This window comes from Rhodococcus sp. NPDC060090, from assembly GCF_042729855.1.
Taxonomy (GTDB): Bacteria; Actinomycetota; Actinomycetes; order Mycobacteriales; family Mycobacteriaceae; genus Rhodococcus.
On sequence record NZ_JBHWXB010000002.1, the window covers coordinates 299,039 to 311,706 of the forward strand.

Sequence of the window (12,668 nt, forward strand, 5' to 3'; positions counted from 1 at the left end):
CCGGACCCGGTGGTTGTCCCGACCCCTGCTGACGCGGCGGAGGCGGCAGCGGACGCCCCGCAGCGGGTGCACCATCCGGTGTCGGCCGCTGCGGCGGGACGCCGGCAGGGCCGTTCGGCTGGGGCGGAACCGCCCGGTTGTCCTCGGGTTCGTTGTCGGTGGAACTCACGTACGTTTCTCCAAATGTCGGCGCGACGCGTTACGCCGCATCCTCGATTCCGTCCTCGGACAGGTGGTCGACGACTCGGTCGTTCGGTCTTGTGCAGCTGTGTACACCGTCGGGTACGTCGATGTCACGTCGTCCGGTGTCCGTTCACTCGCTCGCGGTGCGTCGATTCGCACCCGTCGATCGGCGACGGGGCCGCTGCGGTGCGGGTTGCGCACCGAGAACGTACGACTGCACGAGGTGGTTCCAGCTGCAGGTTCGGCACACCTCGACCACGTGGACAGAGAATTCCTCCTGGCTGGATGCCAGGCGGGTCAGCTCTTCGGGAGTGCGCGCGGAACCGGAAACCGGCCCGAGTTTGTCGCCGAAGACCCACGAAACAATAGTCAGCTGCTCCCTGCGGCAGATCGGGCACACCACGTCGCTGCCCCTGCCGTGGAACTTTGCGGCTCGCAGCAGGTAGGAGCCCGCGTCGCAGACCTCCGCAACGCCGCGTTTCCCCGAGTAGACCTGGGCCAGCAGCGACCGTCGCTGCAACGCGTAGTCCACCACCTGCCGCTGAGTTTGCACGGGATCCAGAGTACGTGCGGCCCCTGCACAAGTGGGCGCGGAGGGCGCTCGGCACTGGCCACGGCACACGCATTCGGGGCCGACTACGCTTCTGCCGTGGCCCGCCGACACTCCTCGCCGACCCGCGTCCGCGACAGCGATCGCGCCCACGCACGCACGCATCTCGACGCTGCGCATGCCGACGGCCGGCTCACCGAGGAAGAGTGGCATGACCTCGTCGCACGTGCAGAAACAGCGACAACGCTGCCGGAACTCGCGAGTCTCGTGCGTGACCTGAGGCCCCCGGCCGAGGCCTGAATCGAAAAACCTGCCCGAGCCCGCACGGCCGGTCGATGCCGGTGATCGTGGGTGTGGCCGACGTCGCTGTCGCCGCATTGCTGTGGGAAATCCTATTGCTGTGGGAAATCCTGTTTGCCGTGGGGATCCCTGTGTTCCGCAGGAGTTCTGCTGGTCACCGCTCGAACTCTTCCTCGTGCACCTATCGGCACACGCGTATGGTTTTATATATCGGTGCGATATAGTTTTGCATCGCATCACTCGGTTGGGTTCGAACGGACGAAGGAGGTGGCCCACCTTGCTCGAGCTGGCAATCCTCGGGCTGCTTCTCGAATCGCCCATGCACGGTTACGAGCTCCGCAAGCGATTGACCGGGCTATTGGGCGCCTTCCGCGCCTTCTCGTACGGATCGCTGTATCCGACGTTGCGGCGAATGCAGGCCGACGGCCTCATCGCCGAGCAGGATGCCGGAGTTCCCGGGCCGGTGAAGCGGCGCGCTCGTCGCGTCTACCAGCTCACCCCGGTAGGCCGAGAGCGGTTCACCGAATTGGTGGCCGACACAGGCCCACAGAACTACACCGATGACGGATTCGGCGTTCATCTCGCCTTTTTCAGCCGCACGCCCGCGGAAGCGCGGATGCGGATTCTGGAAGGCAGGCGGCGCCAGGTCGAGGAGCGCCGAGAAGGGCTCCGCGACGCCATCGGACGGGCGAGCGGCACTTTGGATCGCTACACCCGTCAGCTACACCAACTCGGCCTCGAGTCCAGCGAACGCGAAGTCCGCTGGCTCAACGAACTCATCGCCGCCGAGCAGTCGTCAGCAGCAAGCAGAAAAGAAGGAGAACCCGACCATGGGTGAGAACAGCACCTCGGTGCGCGTGGCCATTGTGGGCGTGGGGAACTGTGCCTCGTCTCTGGTTCAGGGCGTCGAGTACTACAAGGACGCCGACGCCACCACGACCGTCCCCGGTCTGATGCACGTCGAATTCGGCCGCTACCACGTGCGCGACGTCAAGTTCGTCGCCGCGTTCGACGTCGATGCCAAGAAGGTCGGGTTCGATCTCTCCGAGGCGATCAACGCCAGTGAGAACAACACCATCAAGATCGCGGACGTGGCGCCGACAGGCATCACCGTCCAGCGCGGCCACACGCTCGACGGCATCGGCAAGTACTACGCCGAGACCATCGAACTCTCCGACGCCGAGCCCGTCGACATCGTCCAGGCACTGAAGGACGCCGAGGTCGACGTCCTCGTGTCGTACCTGCCCGTCGGATCCGACGAGGCCGACAAGTTCTACGCCCAGTGCTGCATCGACGCCGGCGTGGCCTTCGTCAACGCACTCCCGGTGTTCATCGCCTCCGATCCGGTGTGGGCCAAGAAGTTCACCGACGCCGGTGTCGCGATCGTCGGCGACGACATCAAGTCGCAGGTCGGCGCCACCATCACCCACCGCGTGATGGCGAAGCTGTTCGAGGATCGCGGCGTCGTGCTCGACCGCACGTACCAGCTCAACGTCGGCGGCAACATGGACTTCAAGAACATGCTCGAGCGTGAGCGTCTCGAGTCCAAGAAGGTCTCCAAGACCCAGGCCGTCACGTCGAACCTCAACGGCCCGCTGGCCGGCAAGGTCCACGACCGCGACGTCCACATCGGCCCGTCCGACTACGTGCAGTGGCTCGACGACCGCAAGTGGGCGTACGTCCGCCTCGAGGGTCGTGCCTTCGGTGACGCCCCGCTGAACCTCGAGTACAAGCTCGAGGTCTGGGACTCGCCGAACTCCGCAGGCATCATCATCGACGCGATCCGCGCCGCGAAGATCGCCAAGGACCGCGGCATCGGCGGCCCGATCCTCCCGGCTTCCGCATACCTGATGAAGTCCCCGCCGGTTCAGATGGCCGACGACAAGGCTCGCACCGAGCTCGAGGCCTTCATCATCGGCGCCGAGTAGCTCGGTACTCCGAACGCACTGTGGCGGTGGGTGAGTCTTCGGACTCACCCACCGCCACAGCTGTTCTACGCGGTCAGGTGCTCACGGAATCTCGTGCCGATGTCACGCTTCTTTCCGGCCATCGTCACGTCATACGCCGTACCACCGATAACGGCAGCACCTTCATCGCGTACGCGAGCGGGATCCACGGCCATCCCGGCACATACGCCTTGGCCGGCTCCTTCTCGATCGCCGCAGCCAGTGCGCGACAGCCGGTTTCGGTGTCGACGATCAAGGGGACCTTCTTCACCTTCTCGTTGATCTCCGAACGGATGTAACCGGGGAAGATGGTGCTGACATCGATGCCGGTGCCCGCGAGGTCCGATCGCATCCCCTCACCGAGCGCCGCGACAGCGGCCTTCGACGCACCGTAGGTCGTCATATTGCGCGGCATCCCGCGCAGTGCACTCATAGACGAGATCAGGACGACGTGCCCGGCGTCCCGCGGGCGCATGAGTTCGAGCGCCGCCTCGCTCTGGGCGAGCGCACCGAGGAAGTTGGTTTGCGCGGTCTGCGCGTTCGCGTGGAAGTAGCCGGTGCCCAACGGCTGCCCCTTGCCGAGGCCGGCGTTGACGATCACACGGTCGAGACCGTCGAGCTCCTCGTCGAACTCACGGAAGACGGTGAAGACGTCATCGTGCCGGTTGACGTCGAGCGACCGCACCGCGACCGTGATGTGCGGGTGCTCCGCGAGCAGTTCCGACCGCAGTGCGTCGAGACGATCGACACGGCGTGCCGCGAGTGCGAGATTGCGTCCGCGCGCGGCGAATTCGCGCGCCATTCCGGCCCCGAGACCGGAGCTGGCTCCGGTGATGAGGATATTGCGTCGCTGCGGCCGACTCATCGGCTCTCCTTCTCGTGTTGGTCGATGAGCGCGTTGCACCGGGAGTCGAGGTAGCCGACAACGACCCAGAAATCCTTGAACGCGGGGTTGGTGGTGTGTCCGTGATGGTAGCGGTAGTAGATCTGCTGGGCGATCACGGCGAGTCGGAACAACCCGAAGACCTCGTAGAACCCCCAGTTGTCCACCCGCAGGCCGGTTTTCTCGGAGTAGTACTCGACGATCTCGCGGCGGGTGAGCATACCGGGAAGATCCGACGGCTGCCGCTTGGTGGCAAGCATCATCGGGTCGTCGTCGGCCTGCACCCAGTATGCGAGCGACGACCCCAGATCCATGAGTGGGTCGCCGATCGTCGCCAGTTCCCAGTCGAGCACCGCGACCGGCCGCAACGGATCGTTCTCGTCGAGGACGACGTTGTCGAGCCGGAAATCTCCGTGCACGACCGTCGACGCGACATCGGCGGGCCGGGCCTCGTCGAGCCAGCGGGTGACACGTGCGAAATCGGGGACGTTGTCGGTCCGGGCCTTCTCGTAGCGCTTGGTCCAGCCCGCGACCTGTCGCGCAACGTATCCGGTGCCACGGCTGAATTCGTCGAGCCCGGTGGTCTCGGGATCGACGCCGTGCAGTTCGACGAGCAGATCGACGATCCGCAGGCACAGGGCTCGGGTCTGTTCCGGCGTCAGGTCCAGGGTGGTGGGCGGGTTGGTCCGCAGGATCGTGCCGGGCACGTGTTCCATGACGTAGAAGTCGCTGCCGAGCACACTGTGGTCGGTGCACAGGCCGACCATCGCAGGCACGTGCGGGTAGGCCGGTGCGAGCAGCGCCTGGATGCGGTATTCACGCGCCATGTCGTGCCCGGAGGACGGCTTCGCCCCGGTCGGCGGGCGGCGCAGCACGAGGTCGCGGTCCGGATAGCGCAACAGGTAGGTCAGATTGGATGCGCCACCGGCGAATTGGCGCACCTCCGGAATCCCTGCGATACCTGCGTGTTCGCCCAGCCATGCCGCGACGGCCTGGATGTCGAACGTGTCCTCGTCGCGGACTGCTCGCGCGTTGTCAGGAAGTTCGATCACTCCTGTATCCCCATCTCAGTTGTATTTGCCGAGTTCGAATCGTGCCACGAGGCCTTGATGGACCTCGTCGGGGCCGTCTGCAAGGCGCAGTGCCCGCGCTGCCGTCCAGGCGCCGGCGAGCGGGAAGTCGTCGGACAGGCCTGCGCCGCCGTGGATCTGGATTGCGAAATCGATGATCTGCTGTGCGACCCGAGGCGCGGCGACCTTGATCTCGGAGACCGAGGATCGGGCACCGGCCAGGCCCTGCGTGTCGAGCAGCCACGCAGCGTGCAGGACGAGCAGCCGAAGCTGATTGATGGCGATGCGGGCGTCGGCGATGCGTTCGCGATTGCCGCCGAGGTTGACGATCGGTTTACCGAAGGCCGTCCGGTCGAGGCCGCGGCGGCATGCAAGTTCGAGCGTGTGCTCGGCGAGCCCGACCAGGCGCATGCAGTGATGGATCCGCCCCGGTCCGAGACGGCCCTGGGCGATTTCGAAACCCCGGCCCGCTCCGGCGATCATCGCATCCAGGGGAAGCCTGACATCGATGAACGACACCTCGCCGTGCCCACCGGGTTCGTCGAAGTATCCCATTGCCGGAAGCATGCGCTCGATCGTCACCCCTCGGGTGTCGATCGGGACGAGGACCATCGAGTGCCGCTGGTACTTGTGAGCGTTCGGATCGGTCAGGCCCATGAATATCAGGACCTTGCAGTCGGGGTGCCCGATACCGGTGCTCCACCACTTGCGTCCGTTCAGAATCACCTCGTCGCCGTCGACGACGGCGGTCGCAGCCATATTGGTGGCATCCGACGACGCGACGTCGGGTTCGGTCATGCAGAACGCCGACCGGATCTCGCCGTCGAGCAGCGGGCGCAGCCACCGGTCCTTCTGTTCGGCACTGCCGTAGTGGTAGAGCACCTCCATGTTCCCGGTGTCGGGTGCATCGCAGTTGAACACGGCCGACGCGAACATCGACCGGCCCATCTCCTCGGCGAGCGGTGCGTACTCGACATTGGACAGGCCCGCGCCCAGATCCGGGTCGGGGAGGAAGAGGTTCCACAGGCCGGCCTCGCGTGCCTTGCGCTGTAGTTCGCGGAATTCCGGCGAGACGGACCAGCTGCCGGCGTCGTCATGGCGCTGGGCACGCGCCTGGCTCCGTACGGCACGGACGCGCTGTTCGACGGGTTCGACCTCGGCGGCGATGAAGTTTCGCAGCCGGTCGAGATAGTCGCGGCTCCGTTCGGACTGTCCGAAATCCATGAAGGCTCCATCCTCAATTGAGCAATGCTCAGTTAGGCTAACGGGATGAGTACTTCCCGACAAGCTCCAGGCGTCAGACGCCGCATGCCGCCCGAGGAACGTCGACGCCAACTCGTCGCAGTGGGCCTTCAGGAACTGTCGATCCGCCCGATCCATGCACTGTCGATCGACCGTGTCGCCGAGATCGCGGGCATCTCACGCGGCCTGCTCTTCCGGTATTTCCCCACGAAACAGGACTTCTACGTAGCGGTCGTAGGTGCCGCGTCCCGCCGTATGCTGCGCGCGGCCGCACCGAACCCCGGCGATCCCGATCCGCTTCGCGCGGGCCTGAACGCGTTCGTCTCGTTCGTCGACCGCCACTGCGACAACTATCAAGCGTTCTTCCACGGCGGGTTCGGCACCGACCCTCAAATCCGCGAGATCTACGACCAGGTCAGGAAGACGATGGTCGAACGAATCCTCGCCGCGACGGGAACGACCCCGGATCCGCTCACCACCATGAGACTGCGCGGCTGGTGGTCGATGGTCGAGTCCCTTGCCGTGGATCGCACCGCCGTCCCCGCAACATCGGTCGACGATGTGGTCGACTACAGCATCACCGTGCTGCGAACCGTCGTGCTCGTCGACACCCTCGACGCACACCCGACACGCGACGTCACATCCCCGGAAGCTGGATCGTGACGCCGGGGAACACCTCGATCTGCGGCGGCAACTGGACCTGCGGCGGAACCTCGATCGGGGGTGCCGGGATCGTGATCGGCGGCAGATCACCCAGGCCGGGAAGGCCCAATGAGGGTGTCGGCCGACCGGTCGTCGTCGGAGCACTGATACCGGCGTCGGCAGGCACGCCCGCCTGCCCGCCGATCGGGTCGGGCCACGGGAAGCTCTCCACGTCGGTGCCCGCGAGCGCGCCGTCCATCGTGTCCTTCCAGATGTCCGCCGGCAGGCTCGAGCCGTAGATGGAGCCACCCCACAGGTTGGTGATGGGGCCCGCGTCCGACGTGCCGATCCACACCGCGGTCGACAGCGACGGCGTGTACCCGACCATCCACGCGTCCTTGTTCATCCCGGTCTCACCGAGCTGGGTGGTACCCGTCTTCGACGCCGACGGCCGCCCTCCTGCCAACGCGTGACCACGCGAGTACGCCGCGACCGGCAGCAATGCCTGGCTGACGTTGTCGGCGACCGCCGCTTCGATGCGCTCCTCGCCGGGAGACGCGGGCCGGTCGAGCAGCACATCGCCGTCGGCAGTGACGACCTTCTGCACGAAGTACGGTTCGTGGAACGTGCCCGACGCCGCCAGGGTCGCATTCGCCGACGCCATGTCGATCACGCGCGCCTGATACTGGCCGAGCACGATGCCGCCCTCGGGGATGCCGTTGGCCTCGGTGAGCGAGGTCCCCTCGACTCCGGGGATCTCCATGGGGATGCCCGCGTCGTGCGCCGCGTCGGCGATCTTCTGCGGACCGTTCTTCATCGACATCATCAGCCGGTAGAAGCTGGTGTTCAGCGACCGCTTCGTCGCCTCCGCGATCGTGCACCTACCGCACGATTCACCTTCGACGTTGTTGATCTCGAGGTTGCCGATCGTCAGCGGGGTGCTGTCGTAGCGGGCACCGAGACCGATGCCCTCTCGCAGAGCCGCGACGAGTCCGAACACTTTGAACGACGAACCGGTCTGCAGCGGCGCCTGTGCGTAGTCGTACCCGGCACCGTCCTCGCCGCCGTAGTACGCCCGCACCGCCCCCGAGTTCGGGTCGACGGACACCACAGCGGTCCGCAGGTCCTCGGGTTCGCCCTCGAGGTTGCCCCGCGCCGCGTCGACAGCGGCCTGCTGGGCCACGGGGTCGATCGTCGTGACGATGCGCAGGCCCTCCGTGTTGAGTTGCTGCTCGCTGATGCCGGCCGCGCCGAGTTCACGCAGCACCTGCGACCGGATCAAACCCTCCGGGCCGGGGGCCTCGTTTGCGCGCGCCAGCTGGTCGGACGGGACGGTTTCCGGGAAGACCGCTTCCGCGCGCTCTCCGGACTCCAGCACGCCCGTCTCGACCATGCCGTCGAGGACATAGTTCCAGCGTGCTTCGATCGCGGGGCGGTTGAACTCGGGATCCAGCGACGACGGTGTCTGGATCACGCCTGCGAGGACCGCGCCCTCGGAGACCGACAGATCGCCGACCGGCTTGCCGAAGTACGCCTGCGAGGCCGCGGCGATGCCGTACGCGCCCCGGCCGAAGTAGATGGTGTTCAGGTACGCCTCGAGGATCTCGTCCTTCGACCACTCGCGGGCCATCTTCGAGGAGATGACCAGTTCCTTCATCTTGCGAGTGAGGGTGCGGTCGGCGCCGACGAGCACATTCTTGACGTACTGCTGGGTGACCGTGGAGCCGCCCCCGGCGGTGTCCTTACCCATGACGTTGTCGCGGGCCGCGCGAGCGAATCCGGACACCGAGAAGCCGGGGTTGCTGTAGAAGTCGCGATCCTCTGCGGAGAGCACTGCGTTGCGGACATGCACCGGGACCTCGTCGATGCCGACTTCGACGCGGTTGCCCTCCGGAGGCACGATCCGCGTGATCTCGGTGGTGTCGTCGGCCGCGTAGATCCGGGAGATCTGGTTGGTGGTCATGTCGGACGGGCGGGGAACCTCTGCCGACATGTACGCGCCGGCGAACACGCCCAGCGGGACGAGTATCAGCAGCGCCACCACCGCGAACACGACATATCGGACTATTCGCCACAATCGCGGCTTCGAATCAGCGGAAGACCGTCCGCGGTTGGACGTCGACGGATTCGGGGAGCTCACACGTACCACTTTCTCCGGGATGGGACTCGGCAGATTCTTCCATCCTGCCGACCGTATGGTACGAAGTCACGCGCAGAAGTGACGCACACGGCACTAGGACGAATCCGTGCGACGCCACGCGCGGTATGTGAACCACCACGCGAGCGCGAATGCTGCCAGCACCAATGACGGCACGATACCGGGCTCCGGTGACACCATTTCTGCGACCGCCCCCACCGCCGCCATCACGGCGAAGACCGTGATGACACCGAGCATCATCTCGAGCCGCTGGCGGCGGGGGAGACGACGTCTCACGACTTCACGCCACCCGCCGTCAGACCCGAGATGATCCGGCGCTGGAAGACCAGCACCATCACGACCAGCGGCACCATCACGAGCGTGCCACCCGCCATGATCGACGCATACGGCGTCACAAACGGGTCCGTGCCCGTGAACCGGGCCATCGCCACAGTCACCGGGGCCGTCCGTTCACTCGAGAGCTGCGACATGAGCAAGTACTCGTTCACCGTCGCGATGAACGCCAGGATCGCGGTGGTGAACAACGCCGGGGCCGCGAGCGGCAGCATCACCAGACGGAACGCCTGCCCTCGGGTCGCGCCGTCGATGCGCGCGGCCTCCTCGAGTTCCCACGGCAACTCGGAAAAGAACGAGGTGAGCGTGTACACCGTCAGCGGCAGTACGAACGAGATGTTCGGGATGATCAACGCCTGGTAGCTCCCGATCCAGCCGATATCGGTGAACAGCTGGAACAGCGGCGTCACGAGCGCGACGACCGGGAACATCGACGCGCCGAGGATGATGCCGGTGACGAAATACTTTCCCCGGAACTCGAAACGCGACAGCGCATACGCGGTGAACACACCGATCAGCAACGCGATCGCGGTGGTGGCGCCGGCGATGATGACGCTGTTGAGCAGCGCGCGGGAGAAGTTGACCTTCGCATCGGGGTCGAGGGCGTCGGCGAAGTTCTGGAGGGTCGGGTTCGTCGGCCACAGACTCGTGCTGAACGTATCGGCCGGATCGCGCAGAGCCGTGACGATCATCCAATAGCACGGGGCGAGCCCCCAGACGATGATGAGCGCCACCCCGAGGTAGGTGCCGATCGATCTCGGCCGGAACCTGCGCGCACGCTTCGGACCGGGGCGTGGCGTCTCGTCGGCAGGCGTCTCGGTGGCGGTGATCGTGCCGGTCATACCGCGTCTCCCTTCCGCTGCTTCTCCTGCGTACTGACCGCGTTGGCGCCGAGGAACCGCACCAGGACGAAGGCCACCGCGAAGATGATGAGGAACGTGATCGTCGACAGCGCGGACGCCGAGTTGGCGCCCTGGCGCATCTGGTCGACGACGAGCACGGAGATCGTCGAGGTCGCAGGATTGGAGCCCATCATGATGGCGGGCAGGTCGTACATGCGCAGCGCATCCATCGTGCGGAACAGGATTGCCACCATGAGCGCGGGCTTGACCAGCGGCAACGTGATCTGAGTGAAGCGTTGCCAGGCGTTCGCGCCGTCGACCTTCGCCGCCTCGTACACATCCGACGGAATCATCTGCAGACCCGCGAGGATGAGCAGCGCCATGAACGGTGCGGTCTTCCACACGTCGGCGACGATGATGGCGAAACGGGCGGGCCACGGATCTGCGGTCCACAGGATGTCGGTGCCGAGCATCTTGTTGGCGATACCGTCGTTGGCGAAGATGAAGAACCACAGCTTGGCGGTGACGGCGGTGGGGATGGCCCACGGTATGAGGACCGAGGCGCGCAGCAGACCGCGGCCGCGGAACGACTTGGCCATCACCAGCGCCATGGCGAAACCGACCACGGTCTCGATCGACACCGTCACGCCCGTGAAGAAGAACGTGTTGAAGATCGACTGCCAGAACTGGGAACCGAGAGTGCCGGGCGGGCAGGAGATCGATCCGGTGGCAGTACCGCAGGTCTGGGTGATCCAGCGGGTGTAGTTCTCGATACCGACGAACCCGCCTGTGACGAACCGGCCGGTGTCGGGGTCGAGTGTCTTCGCGTCGCCGTGCAGCGACATCCACACTGCTCTGCCCAGCGGGTACAGGATGATCACCGCGAGGACGATCATCGACGGCGCGATGAACATCCACACCGGCACCTTCCGCCGGGACTTCGCCGGAGGCGCGGTCAGCGGCGGTGGCGCGGGCGTGCGGTGTCGTCCGGCCACACGTCCGCGGTCGGGACCATCGGTCCCGACCGCGGTGTGTGGCGGATCCGCGGGTTTCCCGGCCTGCGGTTCTGCCATCTACTGCTCCTAGTGGATCAGTTGCCGGCGGTTTCGATGCCGGCCTGAGTGTCGTCCAGGGCCTGCTGGACGGGCTTCTCGCCCCGGATCGCAGCGTAGGCGTTGTCGGAGATCGCCTTCGACACGGCCGAGTAGTACGGCGACGACGGACGCGGCGCCGCGTTCTCGAGGGCCTCCTTCAGCGTCGAGAAGTACGGGTACTGCTCGAGGATCGCCGGGTCGTCGTAGACCTCGGCGAGGACCGGTGCGCCACCGACCTCGGCGTAGTACTCCTGCGACTGACGCGTCTGCATGAACTCGAGGAAGTCGCGGGCGGTTGCCGGAGCATCCGTGTACGCGCTGATGCCGACGTTGTAGCCACCGAGCGTGGACACGCCCGGACCGTCGACGCCCGGGAGCACGGCGATGCCGTAGTTTCCGGCCACCGACGACTCTTCACCGTCGGTGTAGAAGCCGGGCCACGTGCGCATGAACATGGCTTCGCCGTTGCCGAAGGCAGTCTGCGACTCGCCCTCGGTGTAGGTCTGCGCAGCAGCCGGGATCGTGCCGTCCTCGAAGGAATCGACGATGAACTGCAGGCCCTCGGCGGTCTGCTCGTCGATCGCCGGGGTGAGGCCGTCCTCGGCGACGAAGCTGCCGCCGAAGCCGTTGACGATCTCGGTCACGTTGACCGTAAGACCCTCGTAGTTGCTGAACTGACCGATGTAGCAGGCGATACCCGCTTCTTCGGCCTTCGGGCATTCCGCCTTCAGGTCGTCCCACGTCGCAGGAGCCTGGTCGACGAGGTCGGTGCGGTAGTACAGGAACGCACCGTTGGTGTTCTTCGGCGCGGCGTACAGCGTGCCGTTGTAGGTACCCGACTCGACGGTCGCGGGCAGCAGGCCCTCGGTGTCGATCGCGTTGTCGCCCTCGAGCGGCAGCAGCCAGCCGTTGGCAGCGAACTCGGCGGTGTTCGTGACGTCGACGGCGACGAGGTCGTACTCGTCGCTCTGCGCCTGCATCCGCTGCGCGATATCGGCGTACTGGTCGTTGGCCTCGCGCGCGAGCGGCTTGAAGGTGACCTGCTCGTCGGGGTTCTCGGCGTTCCAGTCGGCGATGATGTTCTCGAGTGCCGCGTTCAAGGGGTCCTGCCCCTCGACGATGGTGATCGGGCCGCGGCCCTCGCCGGATGCGGCGGTGCCCGTATCGGAGCCGGTGTCGCTGCCACCGTCGTCGGAGCCGCACGCCGTCAGGACCAGCAGCGCCGCCGAGGAGGCGGCGATGACGGCTCTGCGCATCGCTTTCTTCTTCGAAACCATGAACATCTCCCGTGTGAGTTCGGAAAATCAACTCGCCGGTAACCCCTCGGCCACCGACACCGGCCACTACTGTGGCACGGGCCACCCCGAAAAGTCGGCATTCCGCCCATCCTTGATCGGTTCTGTGTCGGGCACCGCAGTCCCCGAG

Annotated in this window: 13 protein-coding genes; 4 read left to right on the forward strand and 9 right to left on the reverse strand. The window is 66.0% G+C overall.

Translation table 11 applies throughout. From position 1 onward, the window contains the following. Nucleotides 1–313: 313 nt before the first annotated feature. Nucleotides 314–736: a DUF5318 domain-containing protein gene (locus ACFWCF_RS03805; protein WP_378557334.1), complete on the reverse strand. Its 423-nt coding sequence runs from the start codon at nt 734–736 to the stop codon at nt 314–316. Nucleotides 737–832: 96 nt separating this feature from the next. On the opposite strand from ACFWCF_RS03805, the gene ACFWCF_RS03810 reads away from it, so the two are divergent. From ACFWCF_RS03810 to ACFWCF_RS03820, 3 genes are all read left to right on the forward strand, one after another. Then, the gene (locus ACFWCF_RS03810; protein ID WP_378557337.1) at nt 833–1,033 is read left to right on the forward strand and encodes a DUF1707 domain-containing protein; all 201 of its coding nucleotides are present in this window, start codon (nt 833–835) and stop codon (nt 1,031–1,033) included. Nucleotides 1,034–1,310: 277 nt separating this feature from the next. Further along, nucleotides 1,311–1,871: a PadR family transcriptional regulator gene (locus ACFWCF_RS03815; protein WP_169689005.1), complete on the forward strand. Its 561-nt coding sequence runs from the start codon at nt 1,311–1,313 to the stop codon at nt 1,869–1,871. After that, nucleotides 1,864–2,961: an inositol-3-phosphate synthase gene (locus tag ACFWCF_RS03820; protein ID WP_378557340.1), complete on the forward strand. Its 1,098-nt coding sequence runs from the start codon at nt 1,864–1,866 to the stop codon at nt 2,959–2,961. Before ACFWCF_RS03815 ends, ACFWCF_RS03820 begins: the two co-directional genes overlap by 8 nt. Nucleotides 2,962–3,085: 124 nt before the next feature. Here the strand turns inward: ACFWCF_RS03820 and ACFWCF_RS03825 are convergent, their stop codons facing one another. The 3 genes from ACFWCF_RS03825 to ACFWCF_RS03835 are packed head-to-tail and all read right to left on the reverse strand — an operon-like array spanning nt 3,086 to nt 6,156. Then, nucleotides 3,086–3,844: an SDR family oxidoreductase gene (locus tag ACFWCF_RS03825; RefSeq protein ID WP_378557343.1), complete on the reverse strand. Its 759-nt coding sequence runs from the start codon at nt 3,842–3,844 to the stop codon at nt 3,086–3,088. Beyond that, the gene (locus ACFWCF_RS03830; RefSeq protein ID WP_378557727.1) at nt 3,841–4,911 is read right to left on the reverse strand and encodes a phosphotransferase family protein; all 1,071 of its coding nucleotides are present in this window, start codon (nt 4,909–4,911) and stop codon (nt 3,841–3,843) included. The genes ACFWCF_RS03825 and ACFWCF_RS03830 overlap by 4 nt, the downstream gene beginning before the upstream one ends. Nucleotides 4,912–4,929: 18 nt before the next feature. Next, nucleotides 4,930–6,156 carry an acyl-CoA dehydrogenase family protein gene (locus ACFWCF_RS03835; protein WP_378557346.1) on the reverse strand — a complete coding sequence of 409 codons (1,227 nt, stop codon included), beginning with the start codon at nt 6,154–6,156 and terminating at the stop codon, nt 4,930–4,932. Between the two features lie 45 nt (nt 6,157–6,201). On the opposite strand from ACFWCF_RS03835, the gene ACFWCF_RS03840 reads away from it, so the two are divergent. Continuing rightward, the gene (locus ACFWCF_RS03840) at nt 6,202–6,837 is read left to right on the forward strand and encodes a TetR/AcrR family transcriptional regulator (protein WP_378557349.1); all 636 of its coding nucleotides are present in this window, start codon (nt 6,202–6,204) and stop codon (nt 6,835–6,837) included. On the opposite strand, the gene ACFWCF_RS03845 is transcribed toward ACFWCF_RS03840, so the two are convergent. The 5 genes from ACFWCF_RS03845 to ACFWCF_RS03865 all read right to left on the reverse strand — a co-directional run bounded on the left by ACFWCF_RS03845 (nt 6,812) and on the right by ACFWCF_RS03865 (nt 12,520). Continuing rightward, nucleotides 6,812–8,956, reverse strand: a complete 2,145-nt coding sequence (locus ACFWCF_RS03845; RefSeq protein WP_378557352.1) for a transglycosylase domain-containing protein — start codon at nt 8,954–8,956, stop codon at nt 6,812–6,814. The genes ACFWCF_RS03840 and ACFWCF_RS03845 overlap by 26 nt on opposite strands. Before the next feature lie 93 nt (nt 8,957–9,049). Further along, nucleotides 9,050–9,250, reverse strand: coding sequence for a hypothetical protein (locus tag ACFWCF_RS03850; RefSeq protein ID WP_378557355.1), 201 nt, complete (start codon nt 9,248–9,250; stop codon nt 9,050–9,052). After that, on the reverse strand, nt 9,247–10,149 hold the full coding sequence (locus tag ACFWCF_RS03855; protein ID WP_378557358.1) for a carbohydrate ABC transporter permease: 903 nt from the start codon (nt 10,147–10,149) through the stop codon (nt 9,247–9,249). Before ACFWCF_RS03855 ends, ACFWCF_RS03850 begins: the two co-directional genes overlap by 4 nt. After that, nucleotides 10,146–11,222 carry a carbohydrate ABC transporter permease gene (locus ACFWCF_RS03860; protein WP_378557361.1) on the reverse strand — a complete coding sequence of 359 codons (1,077 nt, stop codon included), beginning with the start codon at nt 11,220–11,222 and terminating at the stop codon, nt 10,146–10,148. Before ACFWCF_RS03860 ends, ACFWCF_RS03855 begins: the two co-directional genes overlap by 4 nt. 17 nt (nt 11,223–11,239) lie before the next feature. Then, on the reverse strand, nt 11,240–12,520 hold the full coding sequence (locus tag ACFWCF_RS03865; protein WP_378557364.1) for an extracellular solute-binding protein: 1,281 nt from the start codon (nt 12,518–12,520) through the stop codon (nt 11,240–11,242). Between the last annotated feature and the right edge of the window lie 148 nt (nt 12,521–12,668).